At 71.2% G+C, this 24,711-nt stretch carries 22 protein-coding genes and 1 riboswitch; of the genes, 1 reads left to right on the plus strand and 21 read right to left on the minus strand.

The features are described 5' to 3' along the window. Positions 1–2: 2 nt before the first annotated feature. Positions 3–164, minus strand: a riboswitch (cyclic di-AMP (ydaO/yuaA leader). 308 nt (positions 165–472) lie between these two features. Beyond that, positions 473–2,548, minus strand: a complete 2,076-nt coding sequence (locus ACFY9E_RS02260) for an alpha-galactosidase (RefSeq protein ID WP_390980252.1) — start codon at positions 2,546–2,548, stop codon at positions 473–475. A gap of 179 nt (positions 2,549–2,727) precedes the next feature. Here ACFY9E_RS02260 and ACFY9E_RS02265 point away from each other — a divergent pair, with 179 nt between their 5' ends. Further along, positions 2,728–3,525: a tyrosine-protein phosphatase gene (locus ACFY9E_RS02265; RefSeq protein WP_390978504.1), complete on the plus strand. Its 798-nt coding sequence runs from the start codon at positions 2,728–2,730 to the stop codon at positions 3,523–3,525. Positions 3,526–3,544: 19 nt separating this feature from the next. On the opposite strand, the gene ACFY9E_RS02270 is transcribed toward ACFY9E_RS02265, so the two are convergent. From ACFY9E_RS02270 to ACFY9E_RS02365, 20 genes are all read right to left on the minus strand, one after another. Then, positions 3,545–3,664: a DUF6126 family protein gene (locus ACFY9E_RS02270; protein WP_361300521.1), complete on the minus strand. Its 120-nt coding sequence runs from the start codon at positions 3,662–3,664 to the stop codon at positions 3,545–3,547. Next, on the minus strand, positions 3,661–4,305 hold the full coding sequence (locus ACFY9E_RS02275; RefSeq protein ID WP_390978506.1) for a helix-turn-helix domain-containing protein: 645 nt from the start codon (positions 4,303–4,305) through the stop codon (positions 3,661–3,663). The genes ACFY9E_RS02270 and ACFY9E_RS02275 overlap by 4 nt, the downstream gene beginning before the upstream one ends. Before the next feature lie 74 nt (positions 4,306–4,379). Then, on the minus strand, positions 4,380–5,795 hold the full coding sequence (locus ACFY9E_RS02280; RefSeq protein WP_390978508.1) for an aminotransferase class III-fold pyridoxal phosphate-dependent enzyme: 1,416 nt from the start codon (positions 5,793–5,795) through the stop codon (positions 4,380–4,382). Beyond that, a complete protein-coding gene (gene dxs, locus ACFY9E_RS02285; RefSeq protein WP_390978510.1) occupies positions 5,792–7,687 on the minus strand; it encodes a 1-deoxy-D-xylulose-5-phosphate synthase in 1,896 nt (631 codons plus the stop codon). Before dxs ends, ACFY9E_RS02280 begins: the two co-directional genes overlap by 4 nt. A 29-nt stretch (positions 7,688–7,716) precedes the next feature. After that, positions 7,717–8,874: a flavodoxin-dependent (E)-4-hydroxy-3-methylbut-2-enyl-diphosphate synthase gene (gene ispG, locus ACFY9E_RS02290; protein WP_390978512.1), complete on the minus strand. Its 1,158-nt coding sequence runs from the start codon at positions 8,872–8,874 to the stop codon at positions 7,717–7,719. Between the two features lie 4 nt (positions 8,875–8,878). After that, on the minus strand, positions 8,879–9,901 hold the full coding sequence (gene hpnH / locus ACFY9E_RS02295) for an adenosyl-hopene transferase HpnH (protein ID WP_390978514.1): 1,023 nt from the start codon (positions 9,899–9,901) through the stop codon (positions 8,879–8,881). A gap of 5 nt (positions 9,902–9,906) precedes the next feature. Further along, entirely contained in the window at positions 9,907–10,548 is a 642-nt protein-coding gene (locus ACFY9E_RS02300) for a 1-hydroxy-2-methyl-2-butenyl 4-diphosphate reductase (RefSeq protein ID WP_390978516.1), read from the minus strand. Next, a complete protein-coding gene (shc, locus tag ACFY9E_RS02305; protein ID WP_390978518.1) occupies positions 10,545–12,605 on the minus strand; it encodes a squalene--hopene cyclase in 2,061 nt (686 codons plus the stop codon). Before shc ends, ACFY9E_RS02300 begins: the two co-directional genes overlap by 4 nt. A 122-nt stretch (positions 12,606–12,727) precedes the next feature. Further along, on the minus strand, positions 12,728–13,795 hold the full coding sequence (locus ACFY9E_RS02310) for a polyprenyl synthetase family protein (RefSeq protein WP_390978520.1): 1,068 nt from the start codon (positions 13,793–13,795) through the stop codon (positions 12,728–12,730). Between the two features lie 65 nt (positions 13,796–13,860). Then, positions 13,861–15,273 (minus strand): hydroxysqualene dehydroxylase HpnE, encoded by a 1,413-nt coding sequence (gene hpnE / locus ACFY9E_RS02315; protein ID WP_390978522.1) that lies wholly within the window; start codon positions 15,271–15,273, stop codon positions 13,861–13,863. Continuing rightward, on the minus strand, positions 15,270–15,404 hold the full coding sequence (locus ACFY9E_RS02320) for a DUF6380 family protein (protein ID WP_390978524.1): 135 nt from the start codon (positions 15,402–15,404) through the stop codon (positions 15,270–15,272). The genes hpnE and ACFY9E_RS02320 overlap by 4 nt, the downstream gene beginning before the upstream one ends. Further along, entirely contained in the window at positions 15,401–16,351 is a 951-nt protein-coding gene (gene hpnD / locus ACFY9E_RS02325) for a presqualene diphosphate synthase HpnD (RefSeq protein ID WP_390978526.1), read from the minus strand. The genes ACFY9E_RS02320 and hpnD overlap by 4 nt, the downstream gene beginning before the upstream one ends. Beyond that, positions 16,348–17,250, minus strand: a complete 903-nt coding sequence (gene hpnC, locus ACFY9E_RS02330; RefSeq protein WP_390978528.1) for a squalene synthase HpnC — start codon at positions 17,248–17,250, stop codon at positions 16,348–16,350. Before hpnC ends, hpnD begins: the two co-directional genes overlap by 4 nt. Positions 17,251–17,609: 359 nt before the next feature. Next, on the minus strand, positions 17,610–18,389 hold the full coding sequence (locus tag ACFY9E_RS02335) for an ATP-binding cassette domain-containing protein (RefSeq protein ID WP_390978530.1): 780 nt from the start codon (positions 18,387–18,389) through the stop codon (positions 17,610–17,612). Continuing rightward, on the minus strand, positions 18,382–19,311 hold the full coding sequence (locus ACFY9E_RS02340) for an ABC transporter permease (protein WP_390978532.1): 930 nt from the start codon (positions 19,309–19,311) through the stop codon (positions 18,382–18,384). The genes ACFY9E_RS02335 and ACFY9E_RS02340 overlap by 8 nt, the downstream gene beginning before the upstream one ends. Positions 19,312–19,417: 106 nt before the next feature. Next, on the minus strand, positions 19,418–20,290 hold the full coding sequence (locus ACFY9E_RS02345; protein ID WP_390980254.1) for a glycosyltransferase: 873 nt from the start codon (positions 20,288–20,290) through the stop codon (positions 19,418–19,420). 5 nt (positions 20,291–20,295) lie between these two features. Beyond that, positions 20,296–21,075 carry a CDP-alcohol phosphatidyltransferase family protein gene (locus tag ACFY9E_RS02350; protein ID WP_390978534.1) on the minus strand — a complete coding sequence of 260 codons (780 nt, stop codon included), beginning with the start codon at positions 21,073–21,075 and terminating at the stop codon, positions 20,296–20,298. After that, positions 21,053–22,114, minus strand: coding sequence for an iron-containing alcohol dehydrogenase (locus ACFY9E_RS02355; RefSeq protein WP_390978536.1), 1,062 nt, complete (start codon positions 22,112–22,114; stop codon positions 21,053–21,055). The genes ACFY9E_RS02350 and ACFY9E_RS02355 overlap by 23 nt, the downstream gene beginning before the upstream one ends. Beyond that, positions 22,102–22,854, minus strand: a complete 753-nt coding sequence (locus ACFY9E_RS02360) for a sugar phosphate nucleotidyltransferase (protein WP_390978538.1) — start codon at positions 22,852–22,854, stop codon at positions 22,102–22,104. The genes ACFY9E_RS02355 and ACFY9E_RS02360 overlap by 13 nt, the downstream gene beginning before the upstream one ends. Continuing rightward, entirely contained in the window at positions 22,851–24,665 is a 1,815-nt protein-coding gene (locus ACFY9E_RS02365; protein WP_390978540.1) for a DUF5941 domain-containing protein, read from the minus strand. Before ACFY9E_RS02365 ends, ACFY9E_RS02360 begins: the two co-directional genes overlap by 4 nt. Positions 24,666–24,711: the final 46 nt, after the last annotated feature.

Here is a 24,711-nt window from a genome sequence, read left to right on the forward strand (position 1 = left end):
CGAATTCCTCTCCGTCGCCTGCGAGGTGAGCTGTCGGGTGCGGGCTGGAGATGCCCGGTCGCGCCGAGGCGCGGCTTAACCCCAAGCCGTTCCGGGAACCGGAACAGGCGTCTTACCTGTGGGTCCCCCGCTCCTGCCGTACGTCGGGTCAGTGTGTGGGGCTCCGGGCGGCGGCAGGATTAGGCGTCCGTCCGGATGGGTGTGGAACGTAAGCGACCGAGACGCAATGGGACAAGCTTGCGGTTGCCCGTGACAGTGTTTTCCTTGACGCGCCGACACAAGTGCCGTCACCGAGCGTGGATTACCGATCTCCCGCTTTTCTCAATGGCCCTTGTTTTCGTGGGAATTACGTGAACATGGCGACAACACATCGTCACGAATATGACGATGGTCACGCACCCCGACCCCATCCCCTTTACGATCGGGGCACGTTACCCCTTAGCGGCTGAAACTCCCTATTCGGACAGAACGGCTACTTGCGCTTAAGGCGGACGACGGTGGCGTCGAAATCTCCGCTCAGGCCGACCCGCAGTCCGTGATGCAGCAGTACAGCCCCTCGGTGAACTTCGCCCGTTTCGAGGCATTCGTACGTCGCTGCCGGATCGAGGTCGCGCAGCCGCAGCGCCGGCAGGGGCTCGCCGTAGTGCTGCGCCTGGAGCCAGGCGAGGACGACGGTCTCCTCGCCGAGGACGTACTGCACGGCGCTCAGCCCGCCCTCCGGGGGCCGCAGCCGGTACAGGTCGCCGCGCTGCACCACGGGCCGGATCTCCTTGTAGAGCCCCACCCACCGCCCCGCCTCGGCGAGCTCCTCCGGCGTCCACTTCGTGAGGTCGCCGCCGACCCCGAGCACCCCGGCCATGGCGCTGACGAACCGGAACCTCAGGGAACTGGCCCGGTGGTTGAGCATGGCGTTCGGACTGTCCGTGACCCAGGCGGCCATGACCCGGGCCGGATGGAGCTGACTGAAGCCGTGCTGGATGGCGAGCCGGTCGAGGGGGTCGGTGTTGTCGGAGGTCCACACCTGGTCCGTACGGCTCAGCACGCCGAGGTCGATCCGGCCGCCGCCGCCCGAGCAGGACTCGAAGGCCACGCCGGGATGGGCGGCCCGCAACCGGTCCAGCAGGGCGTACAGGCCGTGGACGTGGTCGACCCACAGGCGCTGCGGGTAGGGGTCGTCCGGCCACCCGGCATCGGTGAAGCAGCGGTTGAAGTCCCACTTCACGTAGTCGACCGGCGCGCTGGACAGGAGCCCGTCGAGCTGCTCCCACAGGTACTCCCGGACGTCCTCGCGAGCCAGGTTGAGGACGAGCTGATTGCGGAACTCCGTCCGCTTTCGTCCTGGTTGGTACTGCACCCAGTCGGGGTGCGCGCGGTACAGGTCGCTGTCCGGGTTGACCATCTCGGGCTCGACCCAGATGCCGAACCGCATGCCGAGGCCGTGCACGTGGTCGGCGAGCGGCTTCAGCCCGCCCGGGAAGCGGTCGGGGTTGGGGGTCCAGTCACCGAGCCCGGCCCGGTCGCTGGTGCGCGCCCCGAACCAGCCGTCGTCGACCACGAACAGCTCGACGCCCAGGGCGGCGGCCCGCTCGGCGAGCGCCCGCTGCTGCTCCTCGGAGATGTCGAACTCGGTGGCCTCCCAGGAGTTGAACAGCACCGGCCGGTCCTGCTCGGCGTCCGGGATCACATACGCCCGCTGATAGGCGTGCCAGGCACGGCTCGCCCCGCCGAAGCCGCCGTCGCTCCAGAGCCCGGCGAAGACAGGGCTCGTGTACGACTCCCCCGTGCCGAGCATCAGCAGGCCGGAGTCGTCGTAGCCGGCGCCGCCGGTGATCTGCACGCGGGCGTCGGGGAGCTGGGCCACGGTGATGCGCCAGGAGCCGGACCAGCCGAGGGCGCAGCCGTAGACCTCGCCGTGCTCCTCGGTGGCGTCGGTGTCGAGGGCGACCCAGGGCAGGTGCTGGTGGGAGGTGTGGCCGCGGCGGCTGCCGATGACCTTCTCACCGTGGGTGAGGCCGGAGCGCGTCAGCCGGGACTCGGCACCCCAGCGGCCGTGCAGCTGCGACAGCCGCCAGGCCTCCCGGTCGGGCAAGGTCCAGGTCGCGGAGTCGGCGCGCAGCAGCTCGACGGCCGGTCCCCGGTTGTCCACCGTCACCCAGCGCTCGACGACGTCCGTCGCGGAGCGCACCCGGTAGTGCAGCGTCACGGCCAGGTCGCCGTCGCGGAACCGGAGCCGCAGCTCGTCGTCCTGCGTGTCGTACCCCTCGAAGACCCACTCGGTGCCGCGCCGCTCGGCCGTGCGCACGGACAGGGCGGGGCGGACGAACCGGGGGCCGCCCTCGACCGGGTACTCCTCGCGTCCGTCGAGCGGGGACTCGAAGGGCCAGTAGTCCGGCAGGGGCCGCACGGCGAGGGCCTCGGCGTCGGCGAGGCCGATCCGTGGCCCCCAGTGCAGGTGCAGCAGCTCGTCCCGGTCGGTGACATGGACGGCGTAGCTGCTGGCCGGCCCGGAGAGCACCCACGTACGACCGTCTTCGGAGATGTCCAGCATCATGCCCTCACAGATTCGAACAAGCCCGACCAGGTGCGACCAGGCGGCAACATCATCGAGTGCGGCGGGGGCTCCGGGCAACGCCTGTGGACAACTCATTGCCCCAGGCAGGCATGTCGTATCGTCGAGTGACGCCCGTCGACGAGCCGCGCCGGCGGCGCCGAAGGGGAGGAGCCCTCGTGACACAGCAGGTCCCGTCGACCGAGCCCGAGCTGGCCGGAGTGCGCAACTTCCGTGATGTGGGCGGACTTCCGACCGTGGACGGCCGGCGGGTGCGGCACGGAGTGCTGTTCCGCAGTGGCCATCTCGCCCACGCGACCGGGGAGGACGCCGCCTTCCTGACCACCCTGGGCCTGCACACGATCTTCGACTTCCGCAACGCGGCCGACCAGAAGCTCGAGGGCCCGGACGTCGAGCTGCCCGGCGTGCGCAATGTGAACCTGCCGCTGAGCGACCCCGCCGACGGCGCCGAGTTCTGGAAGATGGTCCGCGACGGCGACCTGGACCAGCTGCGCGCGATCCTCGCGGACGGCAAGGGCGCGGACCGGATGATCGCCTCGTACCGCATGATCGTCAAGGAGCGCACGGACGAGCACTCCCGGGTGCTGCACGCGCTCGCGCAGGACAGCGTCCCCGCGCTGATGCACTGCGCGGCGGGCAAGGACCGCGCGGGTCTGTCCGTCGCGGTGACGCTGCTCGCGGTGGGCGTGGAGCGCGAGGCGATCGTCGAGGACTACCTGAAGTCGAACGCCAAGCACCGCCGCTACAAGGTGCACCGCTCCAGCTCCGCCGCCTCGGCCTACTCCCCCGAGGTCATGGAGCTGCTCAGTCCCCTCTTCGACGCGCGCGCCGAGTACCTGGAGGCGGCCTTCGACACCATCGAGGAGACCTGGGGCGGCGCCGACGCCTATCTGGAGAAGGGGCTGCGGCTCAGCCCGCAGACCCGGGAGCGGCTGCGCGAGCGGCTCCTCGACTGAGGCGCCGCCCGGGTCGGGGCTACTTCGCCCCGACCTCGAACAGCAGGTACACGAACGCGGCGAAGATGTGGCCGGCGATGAGGTAGACGAACAGCCTCACCCACAGGGCGCGGGGAAACTTCTCCTCCATGTCGCTCATGACACGTCTCCGGGGGTGGGGCCCAGGCACAGGGCGGCCGTGGGGCTCTGGAGCAGGGTGTGGACGAAGAGCAGCTCGACGCCGTCGTGGTCCTCGGCGGCGATCCGGTGCGGGGTGAGCGAGTCGAAGTGGGCGCTGTCGCCGGCCGCCAGCCGGTGGGTGGTGTCACCGAGGCGCAGCCGCAGCCGGCCGCGCAGCACATGGAGCCACTCCTCACCGGGATGGACACGCACGACGTCGCCCTGGGAGCCGTAGGGGACGTGGACCCGCAGGGCCTGCATCCCGCGGCCGGGGGCACCGGCCTGCCAGTACGTCCAGCCGCCCGCCGCGGTCGGTTCCATGTCGGCCGCGCGGATGACGGCGTCCCGGCCGGCGACCGTCTCGCCGAGCAGCTCGGCGACCGTCGTACCGTAGACACGGGCGAGTGCGAGCAGCATCGGCAGCGAGGGCTGGCGCTGCCCGGTCTCCAGGCGGGAGAGGTGGGCGGGCGACAGCCCGGCGGCGCGGGCCGCGGCCTCCAGCGTCAGGGAGGCCTGCCGTCTCAGTGCCCGTAGCTGGGGCGCGACGGCGGGCAGCGCACCGGCCGCCGGTTCGCCCGGCGAGTCGGCCCCGGGGGGCCGCTCGGTCTCGGAGGAGCTCATGCCTCCATTCAGCCGGACCTTTGCCTCACCGGCAAATTTCTTGCCTCACAGGCAAAAATCGCAACAGCGGAGCCTCAGCGGTTGGCGACCGCCTGCTTGACGAGCGTCTTGCCGAAGTCCCACACCAGCCCGCCGTTGTGCGCGTCGTCCATCACGGCCGTGAAGGCGTCGACGAATCGGTCCACCTCCCGCTCGCCGATGATCAGCGGCGGAATCAGCTTGATCACCTCCATGTGATCGCCGGAGACCTGGGTGAGGATCCGGTGCTTCTGCAGCAGCGGCACGACGACCATCTGGGCGAAGAGCCCCTTGCGCGCGGCCTGGAGCATGGTCCAGCGGCTGCGCAGCTTCAGCGACTTCGGCCGACCGAACTCGATGCCGATCATCAGGCCCCGGCCGCGGACCTCGGCGAGCATCTCGTACTTCCCGGTGAGCGCCGCGAGCCGGGATCTGAGCTGCTCCCCGGTGGCCCGGACGTTCGCGACGATCTGCTCGTTCTCCATCACCGACAGCACCGCGAGGCCCGCCGCCATGGCCTGTGCGTTCGACCCGAAGCTCGCCGAGTGGACGAGCACCCGGTCCATGGACGAGTAGACCTTCTTGAAGATCCAGTCCTTGCCGATCGTGGCGCCGACCGGCACATAGCCGCCGGAGAGCGCCTTGGCCACGCACACCAGGTCGGGTTCCACTCCGTCCTCGTGCTGGTAGCCGTAGAAGTCGCCGGTCCGGCCGAGGCCCGTCTGCACCTCGTCGGCGATGAGCAGCGCCTTGTGCCGGTGCAGCAGTTCCTGGGCGGCCCGGAGCCAGCCGGGCGGGCCCTCCAGGACACCCTTGCCCTGGATCGGCTCGACGATCAGCGCGGCGACGTCGCCCTTCCTCAGCTCCCTCTCCAGCGCGTCGAGATCGCCGAGCGGGACGGCCGTGTCCGGCAGCAGCGGGGCGAAGCCGTCCCGGAAGGCGGATTCGCCGTTCACCGAGAGGGAGCCGGTGGTCAGGCCGTGGAAGGCGTGCGCGCAGTACAGGATCCTGGGCCTGCCGGTGACGGACCGGGCGAACTTCAGGGCCCCCTCGACGGCCTCGGTGCCGCTGTTGCCGAAGAACACCCGGTCCAGGTGCGGGCTGTGCGCGAGCAGCTTCTCGGCCAGCAGACCGGGCAGCGGCTGGCAGTCGAACCGGGTGAGGTCGGCGAGAGAGGCGTCCAGCACGTCGTGCAGCGCCTTGCGCACGACGGGGTGGTGGCGGCCGAGGCCCATCACCCCGAAGCCGGCGAGCATGTCCAGGTAGTCGTTGCCGTCCGCGTCGTAGAAGTAGGCGCCCTCGGCACGCTCGTAGACCTTGTCGAAGCCGATGGTGTGCAGCATGCGCGGGAGCTGGTGGTTGAGGTACCGGGTGTGCAGCTCGTAGCGCTCGGCTCCGCGTTCGGCCAGCAGCGTGCCGAGGTCGAACTCCCCGGCCTGCGACGACTCCGACGCGGACTCGGCGGTTGTCATTCCTGTGGCTCCTTGGACAGCTCTTCCTTGACGGTCAGGCTCGCGCTGATCCGTCCGGCGACCTCGACGGGTGTCAGGCCGATGTCGGCGAGCACCTCACCGCGCTTGGCGTGCGCGAGGAACTGCTCGGGGATGCCGAACCGCCGTACCGGTACGTCGACCTCGGCGTCGCCCAGGGCCAGCGCCACGGCCGAGCCGACCCCGGCCGCGCGGCTGTTGTCCTCGACGACGGCGACCAGGCGGTGCTCGGCGGCCAGGCCGGGGAGCGCCGGGTCGACGGGCTTGACCCAGCGGGGGTCGACGACGGTGCAGCCGGTTCCGCGCGCTTCGAGCAGCTCGGCGGCCTGGAGGCAGACCGGCGCCATCACGCCGACGGCCACCAGGAGGACCTGCGGCTCAGACGATCGGTGCAGCACGTCCAGTCCGCCCACCCGGTCCACGGCCGGGATCGAGGGGCCGACGGACTCCTTCGGGAAGCGCACGAGGGTCGGCGCGTCGTCGACGGCGACGGCCTCGCGCAGCTGGGCGCGCAGCTGGTCGGCGTCCCGGGGCGCGGCGATCCGCAGACCGGGCACGACCTGGAGGACGGACATGTCCCACATGCCGTTGTGGGAGGCTCCGTCGACACCGGTGATCCCGGCCCGGTCCAGGACGAAGGTCACCCCGCAGCGGTGCAGGGCGACGTCCATGAGCAGTTGGTCGAAGGCACGGTTGAGGAAGGTGGCGTAGACGGCGACGACCGGGTGCAGGCCGCCCGTCGCCAGGCCCGCCGCGGACACGGCCGCGTGCTGCTCGGCGATGCCGACGTCCCAGACCCGGTCCGGGAACCGCTCGGCGAAGGCGCCGAGACCGACCGGGTGCAGCATGGCGGCGGTGATCGCCACCACGTCCTCGCGCTCCTCGCCGATCCTGACGATCTCCTCGCCGAACACCGAGGTCCAGGAGGGTCCGCCCGCCGGGGACAACGGTGCGCAGGTCAGCGGGTCCATGACGCCGACGGTGTGGAAGTGGTCCTCCTCGTGGGCGAGGGCGGGTTCGTAGCCGCGGCCCTTCTCCGTAAGGCAGTGGACGAGCACCGGCCCGTGGAAGCGCTTCGCGCGCCGCAGCGCGGACTCCACGGCCCCGATGTCGTGCCCGTCGATCGGCCCCACGTACTTCAGGCCCAGGTCCTCGAAGAGGCCCTGCGGGGCGAACGCGTCCTTGAAGCCCTTCTTCGCGCCGTGCAGGGCCTCGTAGAGGGTGTGGCCGACCAGGGGCGTGCCCTGGAGCAGGTCCTTGCCCCAGGCCAGGACCCGCTCGTAGCCGTCGGTCGTGCGCAGCGTCGCGAGGTGGTCGGCGAGACCGCCGATGGTGGGGGCGTAGGAGCGTTCGTTGTCGTTGACGACGATGATCAGCGGACGGTCCTTGGCGGCCGCGATGTTGTTCAGTGCCTCCCAGGCCATGCCGCCGGTGAGGGCGCCGTCGCCGATGACCGCGACGACATGGCCCTTCTCGCCCCGCACCCGGTGTGCCTTGGCGAGCCCGTCGGCCCAGCCGAGGGCGGTGGAGGCGTGGCTGTTCTCGATGACGTCGTGCTCGGACTCCTCTCGCGAGGGGTAGCCGGACAGGCCGCCCTTGCCGCGCAGCTTGGAGAAGTCCTGGCGTCCGGTCAGCAGTTTGTGGACGTAGCTCTGGTGGCCGGTGTCCCACAGGATGCGGTCGACCGGCGACTCGAAGACCCGGTGCAGCGCGACGGTCAGCTCCACCACGCCCAGATTGGGTCCGAGATGGCCGCCGGTTCTGGCCACCGCGTGCACCAGGAACTCCCGGATCTCGTCGGACAGTTCCCCCAGTTCCGCCTCGGACAGCGCCTTCAGGTCGTGTGGTCCCCGGATGTTCTCCAGAATCGTCACGCTCGGGCCCCCTTCGCATTCCGTGCTGCTCAGCTCACGGTGACGGCCGGCTCCCCCGGCCCCACGCCGTCCTGCTCCATCTGCTCGGCGATCTTCATCGCCTCTTCGATCAGCGTCTCGACGATCTTGGACTCGGGGACGGTCTTGATGACCTCGCCCTTGACGAAGATCTGCCCCTTGCCGTTGCCGGAGGCGACCCCGAGATCGGCCTCCCGCGCCTCACCGGGCCCGTTGACCACACACCCCATGACGGCGACCCGCAGCGGCACCTCCATCCCGTCGAGTCCCGCCGTGACCTCCTCGGCCAGCTTGTAGACGTCGACCTGGGCGCGCCCGCAGGACGGGCACGAGACGATCTCCAGCCGGCGCTCCTTCAGCCCGAGGGACTGGAGGATCTGGATGCCGACCTTGACCTCCTCGACCGGCGGCGCGGACAGCGACACCCGGATCGTGTCGCCGATGCCCCGGGACAGCAGCGCGCCGAACGCCACCGCCGACTTGATCGTGCCCTGGAAGGCGGGCCCCGCCTCGGTCACGCCCAGGTGCAGCGGGTAGTCGCACTGCTCGGCCAGTTGCCGGTAGGCCTCGATCATGATGACCGGGTCGTTGTGCTTGACGGAGATCTTGATGTCCCGGAAGCCGTGCTCCTCGAACAGGGACGCCTCCCACAGCGCGCTCTCCACGAGTGCCTCCGGGGTGGCCTTGCCGTGCTTCTGGAGCAGGCGCCGGTCCAGCGACCCGGCGTTCACGCCGATCCGGACCGGAGTGGCGTGGTCCTTCGCCGCCTGGGCGATCTCCTTGACCCGGTCGTCGAACTGCTTGATGTTGCCGGGGTTGACGCGTACGGCCGCGCAGCCCGCCTCGATGGCCGCGAAGACGTATTTGGGCTGGAAGTGGATGTCCGCGATCACCGGGATCTGCGACTTGCGGGCGATGGTCGCCAGCGCGTCCGCGTCGTCCTGGGTGGGGCAGGCGACCCGGACGATCTGGCAGCCGGACGCGGTCAGCTCAGCGATCTGCTGCAGGGTGGCGCCGATGTCCGACGTACGGGTCGTCGTCATCGACTGCACCGACACCGGGGCCCCGCCCCCGACCGCCACCGGACCGACCTGGATCCGGCGCGAGGCGCGCCGCTGCCCGACCGGCCGGACCGGTACCTCGGGGACACCCAGCGAAACGGCGGTCATGACATCACTCCCGGTTCCCGGAGACCGTCTCGCGCATGGCGCGCAGGGACTCCTTCAGCGATCCCATGGTGGCGAGGACGGCGGTGGGCTCGTAGCCGCAGTGCGCCATGCAGTTGGCGCAGCGCGGGTCCTTGCCGCGGCCGTACTTGTCCCAGTCGGTGTCCTCGACGAGCTCCCGGTACGTCGGCACGTACCCGTCGCTCATCAGGTAGCAGGGGCGCTGCCAGCCGAAGAGCGAGTAGTTGGGGATCGCCCACGCCGTGCACGGGAAGTCGACCTTGCCCTCCAGGAAGTCCAGGAAGAGCGGGGAGTGGTTGAGCCGCCAGCGCCGCCGGTTGCCGCCCGAGAAGGCCTTCTTGAACAGCTCACGCGTCTGCTCCACGCCGAGGAAGTGCTCCTGGTCGGGAGCCTTCTCGTAGGCGTAGGCGGGAGAGATCATCATCTCGTCGACCCGGAGGTCGTCGTTGAGGAAGTTCAGCACCTCGATGATGGTCTGCGGGGTGTCGGTGTTGAAGAAGGTCGAGTTGGTGGTGACCCGGAAGCCGCGCCGCTTGGCCTCCTTGATCGCCTCCACGGCCTCGTCGAACACGCCCTCCTTGGCGACCGACTCGTCGTGCCGCTCGCGCAGGCCGTCGATGTGCACCGCGAAGGCGAAGTAGGGCGACGGTGTGAAGTTGTCCATCTTCTTGCGCAGCAGCATCGCGTTGGTGCAGAGGAAGACGTACTTCCGCTTGGCCACCAGCTGACGGACGATCTCGTCGATCTGCGGGTGCATCAGCGGCTCGCCGCCGGCGATGGACACCATCGGGGCGCCGGACTCCATGACCGCCCCCACGGCCTGGGCGACCGGCATCCGCTGCTTGAGGACCCCGGCCGGATGCTGGATCTTGCCGCACCCCTCGCACTTGAGGTTGCAGGCGAACAGCGGCTCCAGCTCGACGATCAGCGGAAACTTGTCCCGCCGGCGGATCTTCTGTTCAGCCAAGTATGTAGCGACCTTGATGGACTGTCGGAGCGGCATGGCCATCTGGCTCACCTCCTGGGGAGCAGCAAGGAACGGTGCCATTCGAAGAAAGCGGGAAGAACGGAACGAAGAACACGGAAAGCTGATATTCCACCGCGCACCGTGCCGATCCGGACGAGTTCATGTTCAGGAGCGTCCACGACCACCCGGACGGCCGCAACCGGGCGCTCGCCCACGCGCACGGCGCTCAGGAGCGTGACGGCGGACTCCATGTCGACCGCGATCGCGCCGGTGGCGCGCAGGGCGGTCCGTTCGGGGCCGCGCACGACGTGGTCGGAGCCGGTGAGCGGGCCGGTGTGCACGGTCCGCCCGGGCAGCGCGCGGGCCAGCTCCTCGACCAGCAAGTCGGTCCCGACGCAGGGGGTCGTGCCGCGCGGGTCGCGGGTCTCCTCGGCGACGACCAGATCGCCGGGGTGCATGCCCGGCGCGAGCCCGGCGCAGAAGCCGGTGGCCAGCACGGCGGCACCGCGCAGGGCCGGGTCGGCCAGCACGCGGGTGACGGCCCGTTCGGCGGCCGCCGGTCCCATGCCCGTCCGCAGCACCGTGACCGGCCCGCCGGCCCCACCGCGGCCGCCCGCGCGCAGGGCGAACTGCTCGATGCCGAGCGCGCAGGCGATCAGCAGCGGGGCCGGGGCGGGCTGTGCGCTCATCCGCTCCCCTTGGCCTCGGCGAGCGGCATCCCGGCCCGGCTCCCCCCGAGCTCCCCTGCCTCCCCGCTCCCCCGGAGCTTCCCGGCGAAGGGCTCGCCGTGCAGGTAGCGGCCGAGCGCGGTGAGCGGGAAGACCTGCCGGTAGAGGTGGTAGTTGATCGAGAAGTCCCACGGGAAGCCCGTCCCCGTGAAGTACGGCTCGTCCCAGGAGCCGTCCTCCCGCTGCGTGGCGGCGAGCCACTCGACACCGCGTTCGACGGCCTTGGAGTCCCGCTCCCCCGCCGCGAGCAGGGCCATCAGCGCCCACGCCGTCTGCGAGGCGGTCGAGGCGCCCCTGCCGCTCCACTCCTTGACGTACTTGTAGGAGCGCAGGTCCTCGCCCCAGCCACCGTCGTCGTTCTGGACCGATTCCAGCCAGGCCACGGCCCGCCGGATCGCGGGGTGGGCGGCGGGGATGCCGGCGGCGGTCAGGGCGGGCACGACGGACCCGGTGCCGTAGATGTAGTTGACGCCCCAGCGCCCGAACCACGAGCCGTCCGGCTCCTGTTCGGCCAGCAGCCACTCGATGCCGCGCCGGGTGCGCGGGTCGTGGGCGAGCCCCTCCACCGCGAGCATCTCGACGACGTGCGCGGTGACGTCGGCGGAGGGCGGGTCGATGACCTCGCCGAAGTCGCAGAACGGCAGCCGGTTCGGGAAGGGGCTGGTGTTGTCGACGTCGAAGGCGGCCCAGGCACCGTTCCTGGACTGCATGCCGAGCGTCCAGCGCATACCGCGTGCGATGGCCCCATCGAGCCGCTCCGGGTCGTGGTGGGTGATCCGGCGCAGCGCGAGGACGACTTCGGCGGTGTCGTCGATGTCGGGGTAGTTGTCGTTGTGGAACTCGAACGCCCAGCCCCCGGGCGGCAGTCCGGGCCGCTTCACCGACCAGTCACCGGGCCGGACGATCTCCTCGCCCAGCATCCAGTCGGCCGCCTTCACCAACTGCGGGTGATCGGCGGGCAGTCCGGCGTCGACGAGGGCGATGGCCGCCAGGCAGGTGTCCCACACCGGTGACTGGCAGGCCTCGATCATCCGGGCCCCGTCCTCGCGCCATACGGCGAACCGGTCCAGCGAGGCCAGCCCCTCGCGCATCACGGGGTGTTCGAGGTCGTAGCCGAGCAGGTGCAGGGCGATGATCGAGTACACGGCCGGGGGCTGGATGCCGCCCCAGCAGCCGTCGTTCTCCTGCCGCTCGATGATCCAGCGGGCGGCGCTGTTCACGGCGGCTCTGCGCAGTCTGCGCGGGGCGACCTTCCGCAGGGCGTGCAGGCCCTTGTCCATCCGCTGGAAGGCCCCGTCCCAACTGAACGGCGACGCCAGGGGCTTGGACGGGTTGGGCCGGTCCGGGTCGGTGTGCAGCTCGTCGAGCGGGAAGGGCGCGGGGCGTACCGGCCGCTTCGCGGAGACGATCGTCAGCGGGACGATGGTCTGGCGCGCCCAGCAGCCGAAGTCGTAGATGTTGAGCGGCACCCACTTCGGGAAGAAGATGAGCTCCGGCGGGAGTTCGGGCAGGTCCTCCCACTTCCACCAGCCGAACAGGGCCAGCCAGATCCGGGTGAAGACCCGGGCCGCGGCGATGCCGCCCTGCGCGCGGATCCAGGCGGATGCCCTCGCCATGTGCGGGGCGTCGGGCGCGTCACCGGCCAGGCGGAGGGCGACGTACGCCTCGATGGTGGCGGACAGGTCACCCGGCCCGCCGTAGAAGGTGGCCCAGGTGCCGTCCTCGCCCTGCTCGCCGCGGATGAACAGGGCGGCGGCCCGGGTGGTCTTCTCGTCGCGGATGCCGAGGAACTGACGGAGCAGCAGGTCCTCGGCGTCCATCGTGACGTTGGTCTCGAGGTCGCCCTTCCACCAGCCCTGGGCGTCCTGCCGGGAGAGCAGGAAGTCGGTGGCACGCCGGGCGGCGCGTGCGGCGGCTTCCGGAACCCCGGCCGCCCCGGGGATGTCGGTGTCGGTTTCGCTGGCCGCGGCGGCGCGGGGCGGCAGGGCCCCGGTGCTTCCGTCGGTCGTCGCTGTCATGGCTTCCCCTTCGTGCAGTGGCGCAAGGTGTGCAGCTGCTGTGGGTCCGCCGTCGGCCGGTGCTCCGTGATGACTCGCGGCACCGGCCGGCGACTACGCGAGGGCTATTCGACCGATAGTGATCATCTCTTTCGTACGACGACGAAGTCCGCGAGGGCCGTGAACTGTGCCCGCACCCGGTCGGGCATGTCGACGGCGTCGAGGGCTTCGATGGCGATGGTGTGCTGGCGGCGTGCCTCGTCGGCGGTCCACTCACGGCCGCCGGCCTCCTCGATGAGGGCGGCGCGGGCCGCGAACTCCTCCTCGGAGAAGTTCTCGACATCGCTGCTCTTGGCGTCGGCGGCCAGGATCTCGCCGAGCCGCTCGGAGGCGGAGCCGCCCGCCGCGAGGGCGGCGACGACCGGCAGGGACTTCTTGCGCTGGCGCAGGTCGCTCCAGGTCTGCTTGCCGGTGGAGACCGGGTCGCCCCAGATGCCCAGCAGGTCGTCGACGGCCTGGAAGGCGAGGCCCAGGTGGTAGCCGTACTTCTCCAGCGTGTCGGCGGTGTGGTCGTCGGCGCCGCCGAGGACCGCGCCGATGGAGCTGGCGCAGGCGAGCAGGGCGCCGGTCTTGTTGCCCTCCATCTCCAGGCACTCCTCGACGCTGACGCGGTCGCGGTGCTCGTAGGAGATGTCCTGGGCCTGGCCGTCGATGAGAGCGCGGGTGGCGGTGGTCAGGCGGCGGGTGGCGCGGCCGGCCTCGACGGTGCCGAGTTCGAGGAGCACCTCGTTGGCGAGGGCGAACAGGGCGTCGCCGACCAGGATGGCCTGGGCGGGGCCGTGCACCTTCCAGACCGTGTCGCGGTGACGGCGCTGTTCGTCGCCGTCCATGAGGTCGTCGTGGAGGAGGGAGAAGTTGTGGACGAGTTCCACGGCGACGGCGCCGGGAATGCCGGTCTCGGGCGCGACCGACATGACCTCGGCGGACAGCACCGCGAGGGCGGGGCGCACGGCCTTGCCGCCGTCCCCCTCCGCGGGCCTGCCCTGGGCGTCGATCCAGCCGAAGTGGTAGGCGGCAACAGTGTCCATGGGAGGTGCCAGGCGGTCGACGGCCGCCCGCAGTACCGGTGTGGCCAGGGTTCGGCCGCGCTCCAGCAGCGCGGTCACGTCCACCGCCTCGGCAGTCTTCGAGGCCGGGGGCACAGTGGGCACAGTCTCTCCTCTTGTCGCGGTACCGGGGGTGCGGGGGCCGCCTGCCGCTCCGGCCTGGGCCGGCATCATGCCGCCTCCTCGAACGCGAAGAGGTGCTGCGGGCGGGGCCGGCCCAGGGCGCCCAGCACGGCGTCCGCCGCGCTCACACCACTGCGGACCGCACTCTCCATGGTCGCGGGCCACCCGGTGGCGGTCCACGCTCCGGCCAGGTAGAGGCCGGGTGCCTTGGTGCGGGCGCCGGGCCTGAGGCGCCCGACGCCGGGGGTGGGAGCGAACGTCGCGGTGCGCTCCCGGGTGACGAAGAAGTCCCTCACCGCGGCGCCGCGGGCCGGCGGCAGCAGCCGCTCCAGCTCGGGCAGGTACCGCTCGCGCAGCACGGCCACGGGCTCGTCGATCTCGTCCTGGGCGACCGACTGCGACAGGGCGAGGTACTGGCCCTCGCGCAGTCCGGACGCCTCGGTCCGGTCGAAGACCCACTGCACCGGGCTGCCGAGGGCGGCGAAGAACGGCCGGCCGAGGACCTTCCGGTCGTACACCACATGGACGTTGAGGATCGGCGCGGTGCCGATCTCCAGGAGCCGTCCGGGCGCGTCGAGGGCGCCCGTCGGCAACAGGTCGTGCGCCTCGCGCTGCGGTACGGCGAGGACCACCGCGTCGGCCTCCAGCGTCTCGCCGGGGACCTGCACGCTCCACCGCCCGTCCCCGTCCGAGGAGACGGAGGTGACGCGCGTACGGACCTCGGTGCGCACTCCCGCGGAGTCCAGCGCCTTGCGGGCCAGCCGGTCGTGCAGGTCGCCCAGCGGGACCCGCGCCCAGCCGATGTCGGCTGCGCCCGGGTCGGACAGCAGACCGGTCTTGAAGACCATCGCGGCGAGCGCCAGGGAGGCGTCGGAGGCGACCGCGTTGAGGGTGGCGACCCCGACCAGGTCCCACAGGGCCTCGACGGCGCGTGCCGACTGGCCGTGCGCGGCCAGCCAGCTGCCGAAGTCCTGCGTGTCCAGGGCCGGATCGGCGAGGTCGAGTCCCTTGAGCGCGAGCGCGGCGCGGCCCACCCTGGCGCGGTCGGCGAGCGACAGGTGGGGATAGGTGGCGAGGCTGCGCCCCAGGTGCAGCGGCACGGGCAGGGCGTCCCGACGCAGCCGGCCGAGCCGCCGCCCCTCGGGACGGGCGAGGTCCAGGACGGGGACGTCGAGCCGGTCCTGCAGCGGGGCCAGCGCCGCGCCCTCGACGCGGTCGAGGAACCAGCGGTAGGCGGTGCAGCAACGCAGGTAGACGTGCTGGCCGTTGTCGACGGTGAGGTCGCCGCGCCGGAAGGAGAAGGCCAGACCGCCGAGCCGCGGCCTGCCCTCCAGCAGGGTGACGCGCACTCCGGCGTCGGCGAGCGCGAGCGCGGTGGTGACACCGGCGAGCCCGCCGCCGACCACGACGGCGTGCCGCCCCTGCGCCACCGGCCCCTGGGGCCGTGTTCCGTGGCTCATCGCGCACCCTCCTCCGCGGCCCGGGCGTGCTGTTCGAACGGTGCACGACCGGCCGTCTCCGTCAGGGACGCGGTCCCAGGCCGGAGGGTTGCCCGCCGCTTCACGCCGACGGCGGCGCCTGTATTCGTCACGCACGCCTCCTGACGGTCCGCCGGGTCACGTGCCGGGCGTCCAGGCCGGACAGACCGCGCACGGCGACGTAGGCCTTCTCGCGTCCCGGCAGCGAGACCCGGCCGCGCAGCACGGCCTCCGGGTCGCGCTCGATGCGGTCGAGGAGGCGGCGGTAGATGCCGGCCATGGCGGCGACACAGGCGCCGCTGCGCCGGTCGAGCATGGGGAGCAGCCGGTAGCCCTCGGCGAACAGAGCGCGGGCCCGTCGCACTTCGAAGTGCACGAGGCCCGCGAAGTCGGAGCCCTCCGGCGGCCGCGGCCCGCTGAAGCCGGCCGAGCAGCCGAACTTGGCGAGATCGTCGGCGGGAAGGTAGGTCCGCCCGTCGACCGCGTCCTCGCGGACGTCTCTGAGGATGTTGGTGAGCTGAAGCGCGAGCCCGAGCGTGTCGGCATACTCCGGCGCGCGGTCCACTCCGCGCGCCCCCGGTTCCGTGCCGAACACGCCGAGCGAGAGACGCCCGATCGCACCCGCCACACAGCGGCAGTAGACCTTCAGGTCGTCCCAGGTCTCGTACGTCTCACCGCGGACGTCCATCTGGACACCGTCGATGAGTTCGTCCAGGCCGCCGAGCGGGATCGGGAACCGGCCGGCTGCGTGCGCGAGGGCGACGGCGACCGGGTCGGTGTCGTCCTCGTCGACCCCGTCCTCGCGGATCCGGGTGAGCAGCGTCCGGGTCTCCTCGAGCCTGGCCACCTTGACGTCGTCGGCGAGCGCGCCGTCGCCGATGTCGTCGACCCGCCGCGAGAACGCGTACAGCGCCGACATCGCACGGCGCTGAGGCGCCGGCAGCAGCCGGATGCCGTAGGCGAAGTTGCGGGCCTGCCGCCCGGTGACGGCCTCGCAGTAGCTGTAGGCGGCGAGTACCGGCGGTGACGCGTGTGGTTCCGACTCCACGGTCCGGATCACCCCTCTCCTCGCAGAGTCACGCCCACCTCACGCAGCAACCGGACCTTGCCGGGCTTGGGCGGGCCGGGAAGAACGTCGAACTCGGCGGCGGCGATCGCGTGGACGGCCGCCCTTCCCCCCGCCACGAACCCCGCGAGCAGCAGCTTCAGCCTGCCGTGGACGCTACCCACCAGGGGGGCGCCTTCATTCAGCAGATCCCGGGCCCTTTGCGTCTCGTACGCGATCAGCGCACGCACCGACGCTCCGGCGGATTTCGTGGCGAGATCCGCTTCCCGGACGTGGAAGCGTTTCATGTCGGCGGCCGGCAGGTAGATGCGGTCGCGGGCGAGGTCCTCCGCCACGTCCTGGAGGTGCTCGACGATCTGGAGAGCCGTGCAGATCATGTCCGAGCGGCGGATCCGCTCGGGTGTCGAGGTGCCGGTGACGGCGAGGACGAGACGGCCGACGGGATTGGCGGACAGCTCGCAGTAGGCGAGCAGGTCGTCGTAGGTCTCGTAGCGGCCGACCAGCTGGTCCTGACGGTTGGCGGCGATCAGGCCGAGGAACGGCTCCGGGGTCAGCGAGCAGCGGCGCACCGTCGGCTGGAGTCGGCGCAGCAGGGGGTGACGGGGAGTCGAGTCGAAGACCCTGCGCAGATCGGCCTCGAAGGCGTCCAGCAGTACCAGCCGGTCCTCGGCCTCCTCGGGGGAGACGCCGAGCAGGCGGGCGTCGGCGCCGCCGGGGGCCAGATCGCCGTCGCCGATGTCGTCCACCAGACGGGCGAACCCGTAGACGGCCATGAGGTCGGTGCGCCAGGCCCGGGGCAGGAAGAAGGGGGCCACCGGGAAGTTCTCACCGGCGGCCTTGTCGAGCGTGGCGCGCTCCGGATCGAGGGCGCGCACCGTGCCGGTTCCCGTCACCGCCGGCTGCCCGGCGCGGGGACGGCACGTGCTGCGTGGAGCTGGGGAGTTTCCGTAGCCATCGCCGTCACATCTCCCGTTCTACACTGCCGACCCAATACACACTATTTCGGACACGCCGCCCACCCGCCCGCACGGTGGCCCGACGGGCGGTGCCGCGCATTATTGCCCTGATTGCCGTGTTTCGGGACCGGTACAGCTTACGTTGTACAACGCGACACGGTTCGTCAGGGTGTCCTGCGCATCACGACAACACACCGATTGGCCCCAAGATTCCTGAGATGGGCCGGAGTTGACGTTTCCTTTGCAGACGCGGGGCCCCGCCGGAGCAGTTCCGGCGGGGCCCTGACCGAGCCCGGCTACTTGCCCGTGAACTTCTCGTACTCCTTGAGCACCTCGTCCGTGGGGCCGTCCATGCGCAGCTCGCCGCGCTCCAGCCACAGGACGCGGTTGCAGGTGTCGCGGATGGACTTGTTGTTGTGGCTGACCAGGAACACCGTGCCGGCTTCCTTGCGCAGCTCCCGGATGCGGTCCTCGGAGCGCTTCTGGAACTTCCGGTCACCGGTCGCCAGGGCCTCGTCGATCATCAGGACGTCGTGGTCCTTGGCCGCGGCGATGGAGAAGCGGAGCCGGGCCGCCATGCCGGAGGAGTAGGTGCGCATGGGCAGGGTGATGAAGTCGCCCTTCTCGTTGATGCCGGAGAAGTCGACGATGTCCTGGTAACGCTCCTTGATCTCCTCACGGGACATGCCCATGGCGAGCCCGCCCAATATGACGTTCCGTTCGCCGGTGAGGTCGTTCATCAGGGCCGCGTTGACGCCGAGCAGCGAGGGCTGGCCGTCGGTGTAGACCTTGCCCTGCTCGGCGGGGAGCAGCCCGGCGATGGCCCGCAGCAGGGTCGACTTGCCGGAGCCGTTGGAGCCGATCAGGCCGACGGCCTCGCCGCGGTAGGCGACGAAGGAGACGCCGCGCACGGCGTGCACCTTGCGCACGCCGCGCTCCTCGCCGCGCTTGAGGATGCGGCTGAGGGCGGCGGTGGCGCTGCCCTTGCCGGACTTGGCGCCGTTGACGCGGTAGACGATGTGCAGATCATCCGCGATGACGGTGGGGATCCGCGCGTCCTGGTGCTGCTCAGCCACGGCCGTACCTCTCCTCCGCCTTCCAGAAGTACACGAAACCGCCGAGGGCGAACAGCACGGCCCAGCCGCCCGCGGCCGCCCACACGTGGTCGGGCAGGTACTGGGAGCCGTAGTCGTCGATCAGCGCGAAGCGCATCAGGTCCATGTAGATCGCGGCGGGGTTCCACTGCAGCACGTTCGCGATCCACCCCGGCTTGTCAGCGAGGAAGATCGGGATGGAGAACATCACCCCGGACGCGTACATCCACGTCCGCATCACGAACGGCATCAACTGCGCGAGGTCGGGGGTCTTGGCCCCGGCCCGGGCCATGATCAGCGCGAGACCGGTGTTGAAGCAGAACTGAAGAACCAGCACCGGCACGATCAGCAGCCAGGACAGATCCGGGTAGTGGCCGAAGCCGACCGCGATGGCGAACAGCACGATCATCGAGAACAGCAGCTGCTGGAGCTGCTGCAGCGCGAAGGAGATCGGCAGCGAGGCCCGCGGGAAGTGCAGGGCGCGGACCAGGCCGAGGTTGCCGGAGATCGCGCGCACGCCCGCCATCACCGAGCTCTGCGTGAAGGTGAACACGAACACGCCCGTGACGAGGAACGGGATGTACACCTCGCGGGGCAGGCCCCGGTCGGCCTCCAGGAGCAGGCCGAAGATGAAGAAGTACACGGCGGCGTTCAGCAGCGGCGTGGCCACCTGCCACAGCTGACCGAGCTTGGCCTGGCTGTACTGCGCGGTCAGCTTCGCCCGGGAGAAGGCGAGGATGAAGTGCCGCCGGTCCCAGAGCTGACGGACGTACTCGATGAGGGACGGACGGGCGCCGCTCACGGTCAGCCCGTGCTTGGCGGCGAGTTCCCTCGCCGTGAGGCCCTCGTCGGGCGCCGCGGGCGCGCTCACCGCGACCGTGGCGTCGTGCGTTGTCTCACTCACTAGTGGAAACTTTCGTCTTCGAGATGCTCGGCCTGTGCCGGCCTGGCATGAACCGGGGCCAGGGTACGGCCCGGGGGGCTCCTGGGGGTTCCCGGATACGAGCTTGTCAGATGACGGGGGGCCGGCCCAGCCGGGTCAGCCGCCACACCGTACGCCACTTCATGGGCCGGCGGGGCCCGCACGAGCTGGTCCAGCCCTCGCGGAATCCGCCGAACCAGGCCCGCAGCGCACTGCGGGAGGGACGGCGCAGGAGAGTGAGCAGCAGCCACACGCCGAGGTAGACGGGGACGAGCGGCGCGGGGAGGTTGCGGCGGGCCAGCCAGACGCGGTTGCGGGCGACCATGCGGTGGTAGACCGCGTGCCGTGAGGGTGCGGTCGTCGGGTGGTACAGCACCATGTCGGACCGGTAGTCGATCATCCAGCCCGCGTCGAGGGCCCGCCACGCCAGGTCGGTTTCCTCGTGGGCGTAGAAGAACTCGTCCGGGAGTCCGCCGACGTCGGCGAAGACCCGGGTGCGGACGGCGTTGGCGCCGCCGAGGAAGGTGGTGACCCGGGAGGAGCGCATCGGGTCGGCGGCGCGCAGCCGGGGGACGTGGCGGCGCTGGGTGACGCCGGTCTCCGGGTCGGCTATGCGGAAACTCACGATGCCGAGCTTCGGGTCGGCCTCGAACGCCTTGCGGCACAGCTCGGCGGTGTCGTGGCCCGCGAGCAGCCCGTCGTCGTCCAGGAAGAGCAGGATGTCGACGTCCCGGCCGGCCGGGCCGAAGGCCTCGATGCCGACGTTGCGGCCGCCGGGGATGCCGAGGTTCTCGGACAGTTCGATCGTGCGGACGCCTTCGGGGACGTCCGGCACGGGCGAGCCGTTGCCGACCACGACCACCTCGACCGGGTCGCCGTCCTGCTTGGCGACGGAATCGAGGAGGGCGCGCAGTTCCTCGGGCCGGTTGCCCATGGTGATGATGACGGCGCCGACCTTCATGCCGCTCACTTCAGCCTGCTCGAGGCCAGGATGGACACGAGGTGCAGCAGGGTCTGCACCAGCGCGATGCCGGCCATCACCGCCACGCCGAGGCGCGTGAAGAACAGGTCGCCCCGGGCCTGGTCGACGATCGCCAGCACGAGGATCAGCAGGGAGGCCTCGATGCCGAGGATCAGCCGGTGGAACTTCAGGGCGGCCGCGGCCTTGCGGGCCAGCGCCATGCCGGAGGAGCGCATCTCGGCGGCGGCTTCCTTGACCGGCGGCTTGCCGGCCTGGTGCCGGGCGACGCCGACGAGGTCGGTCTCGGCCTTGATCAGGATGGCGCCGAGCGCGGCCAGGGTGCCGAGGAAGGCCCACAGCCAGTCGATGCGGCCGCTGCCCCACGGGTCGGCGGCGCGCAGGCCGAAGCCGGTGAGCACCGCGGCGTCGGTGAGGTAGGCGCCGACGCGGTCCAGGTAGACGCCGTTGAGCGAGTACTGCTTCTTCCAGCGCGCTATCTCGCCGTCGACGCAGTCCAGCAACAGGTACATCTGGACGCACACCACACCGAGAACGGCGCCCCCGATCCCCGGCACGAGCAGTGCCGGGGCCGCGAGCACACCGAAGACGGTCATCAGGTACGTGAGCTGGTTGGGCGTGACCCTGGTGTTGACCAGGTAGCGGTCGACCCGCAGGGACACCTCGCGCATGTAGAGGCGTCCCATCCAGTGCTCACCGCTGCGCCTGTCCTTCACCCCTGGGGGGTGGACGACGGGGCGGAGTTCAGCTACCGATGGCCTTGACATAGTCGGCGTAGGTGTCCTTGATCTGTTCGGTGTTCAGGTCGAGGTGTTCGAGGATGGTGTAGCGGCCGGGGCGGGTCTCCGGGGCGAACTCGACGGCCTTGACGAACTCGTCCGTCGTGAAGCCGATCTCGTCCGGCAGCACGGGCAGGCCGTGCCGGCGCAGCACCTCGGCCATGTACGCCGAGGCCTCGTGCGCCCCGCGCAGCCACATCGCGAAGGCCGCGCCGAGACCGCACTGCTCGCCGTGGGCGGCGGCCCGCTTCGGGTAGAGCAGGTCGAAGGCGTGGTTGATCTCGTGGCACGCCCCGGAGGAGGGCCGCGAGTCGCCCGACACCGACATGGCGATGCCGCTGAGGACCAGCGCCTCGGCCAGCACCTGGAGGAAGTCGTTGTCCCCGATGCCGCCCGGGTGCCGGAGCACGGCTTCGCCGGCCTGGCGGGCCATGGCCGCGGCGAGGCCGTCGATCCGCTCGCCCTTGACGCGGTTGGCCAGCTCCCAGTCCGCGATCGCGGAGATGTTGGAGACGGCGTCGCCGATGCCGGCGCGGACGTAACGGACCGGGGCCTCACGGATGACGTCCAGGTCGATGACGACCGCGATCGGGTTCGGCACACCGTAGGAGCCGCGGCCCGCGTCGTTGTCGAGGGTGGCGACCGGCGAGCACAGGCCGTCGTGCGCGAGGTTCGTCGGTACGGCGACCAGGGGCAGGCCGACGCGTGCCGCGGCGAACTTGGCGCAGTCGATGATCTTGCCGCCGCCGAGGCCGACGACCGCGTCGAAGTGGCCGGCCTTTATGTCGCTCGCCAGCCGGACCGCGTCGTCGAGGGTGCCGCCGCCGACCTCGTACCAGGTGGCGCCGGGCATGCTCGGCGAGATGCGCTCGCGCAGCTTGGCGCCCGAGCCGCCGCTGACGGCGACGGCGAGGCGGCCGGAGTGCGAGATGCGCTCGTCGGCGAGGACGCACGCCAGGTCGTCGAGGGCACCCGGGCGGATGTCGACGACGAGCGGCGAGGGGATGAGGCGGGTCAGTACTGGCACGCGATCTCCCGTCCGCGGGCGAGGTCGTCGTGGTTGTCGATCTCCACCCACTTGACGTCGCCGATCGGCGCCACGTCGATGCGGAAGCCGCGGTTGACCAGCTCCTGGTAGCCGTGCTCGTAGAACTGCTGCGGGTCGGTCTCCCACACGGTCTTGAGCGCGTCGGCCAGCTCGGGGGCGGCGTCGCCCTCGATCAGCGTGACGCCGATGTACTCGCCCGTGGCCTCGGCGGGGTCCATCAGCTTGGTGATCTTCGTCATGCCCTTCTCGGCGTCGACGACGACCTTCATCTCCTCGTCGGCCAGGTCCTTCACGGTGTCCAGCGCGAGGATGATCTTCTTGCCGTCGCCGCGGGCGGCGAGCAGCGTCTTCTCGACGGAGACCGGGTGGACGGTGTCGCCGTTGGCGAGGATCACACCGTCCTTGAGGGCGTCACGCCCGCACCACAGGGAGTAGGCGTTGTTCCACTCCTCGGCCTTGTCGTTGTCGATGAGGGTGAGCTTGAGGCCGTACTTCCGCTCAAGGGCTTCCTTGCGCGCGTACACGGCCTCCTTGCGGTAGCCGACGATGACCGCGACCTCGGTGAGACCGATCTCGGCGAAGTTGCCGAGGGTCAGGTCGAGAACCGTGGGTTCGCCTTCTATGCCCGCGGGGCCCACCGGCACCAGTGCCTTGGGGAGGCTGTCGGTGTAGGGGCGCAGACGCCGTCCGGCGCCGGCCGCGAGCACGAGGCCGATCATGCGGGTTCTCCTTCATCGTGTACGGCGGGTGCGCCACCCCGGTGGGCGGCGACCCAGAAGCGGATGCTCTCGACGAGCACCACCAGGGCGACGGCCACGGCCAGTGCCGTGAGCGCGACCTTGAACTGCGAGGCGGTGAGCAGCGCGGCGAGGACGGTGACGAGCAGCGTCCGTCCTTCGTGCCCCCCGATGGAGCGCACCAGCCAGGCCGGGGGCGCTCCGGCGTCGCCGCGGATGCGGTAGACCGTGTCGTAGTGATGGTAGGCGACCGCGGCCACCAGCCCGAAAGCCGCGGGCAGGGCCCCGTTCACGTCCGCCTCGGCGGCCAGGACCAGGACGGTGCCGTACTCGGCGGCGCGCAGGAACGGCGGGACGAGCCAGTCGAGGGCGCCCTTGAGAGGGCGGGCGACGGCGAGGCCGGAGGTCAGGGCGTAGCCGAGGGCCGCGACGACCGGCCAGGGGCCGCCGAAGTCCGTCAGCGCCGCGGTGAGGACGACGGCGAGACCGCCGAGCAGGGCGACGGCGGGGGCGGTGAAGCCCGGCAGCTTGCGGGCGGCCTTCTTGAACGCCTCGGCGAAGCCCTGCGCGAGCGGGCCGCTGTCGGCGAGGTCGGCCAGGGCGCCGGCCGCGCGGTCGGTCCGCTTGGCCTTGCGCGTCAGCGACCGCAGCACCCGTCCGGCCGTGGTGTAGGTCGCGGCGAAGGCGCAGCCGACGAGGAGCGCGTAGAAGGTGATGCGGGGAGTCGTGGCCGCCGTCAGGACCGCGATCATCGCCCAGCGCTCACCGATGGGCAGCACGATCATCCGCCGGACCCAGACCGTCCAGCCGACGCTGTCGAGCTTGTCGGAGAGGGCGGCGGTGGGGCTGGTGTTGGCGGTGGCGTCGTGGTTGGCCTCGTTGAAGGAGAAGTCCACGACGTGCCGGCAGGTCTGCAGGACCATGGCGCCCAGGGCCAGGGCCCACACGTCGTCGCCGCCGCGGGCGGCGCCGAGCGCGAGGCCGGCGTAGTAGGCGTACTCCTTGGCCCGGTCGAAGGTGGCGTCCAGCCAGGCGCCGAGCGTGGAGTACTGCAGGGAGAAGCGGGCGAGCTGGCCGTCGGTGCAGTCCAGCACGAAGGACGCGATCAGCAGGACGCCGGCCGCGACGAAGCCGCCGCGGGTGCCGGTGGCCGCGCAGGCCGCCGCTATGAGGGCGGTGAGCAGCGAGGCGGTGGTGACCTGGTTCGGGGTGAGGCCCCGGCGGGCGCACCAGCGGGCGATGTAGCGGGAGTACGGGCTGATGCAGAAGGTGGTGAAGAAGCCGTCGCGGGCCTTGACGGCCGACTTCAGGCGTACGGCCTCGTCGTCGACGTCCGCGACCGCCTGCCGTGCCTCGTTGCGGGCCTGCGGGTCGGCGGGGACGGCGGCGACCAGGGTGCCCAGCTCGGGGCGGTGCACGTCGGTGCCGTCGGCGTCGAGAGCGGTGAGGATGCGGTCGGCGAGGCTGTCGACCAGGGTGGTGCCGCCGCCGGCCGAGTTCTCGCGGGCCATCGCCCGGGTCAGTGCCTGACGGCCGGCGGGCTGAGCGGTGACGGCGCCGGGGATCGCGGCGAGCGGGAAGCGGGGGTCGGTGAGACCGAGGCGCAGCGCGTGCACGTGCCCCACGAACCGGGCGTCCACCAGCGCGACCCGTTCGTCGCCCGGTACCTCGGCGAGGAGGGTCTCGGCCTCGGCGGCGTCGGTCGCGGTCCGGAGGTCGAACCCGAGGGACCGCAGGTCGGCCTCGATCGACGATCCGGGGACCGGCTGGCCGGTGAGGATGGCGGTCGACAACCGAATTCACTCCCTGGGTACCGACGCGTCCGCGCCGGTGACGTAC

Origin of the sequence: Streptomyces sp. NPDC012466 (assembly GCF_042955215.1) — a bacterium.
GTDB lineage: Bacteria > Actinomycetota > Actinomycetes > Streptomycetales > Streptomycetaceae > Streptomyces.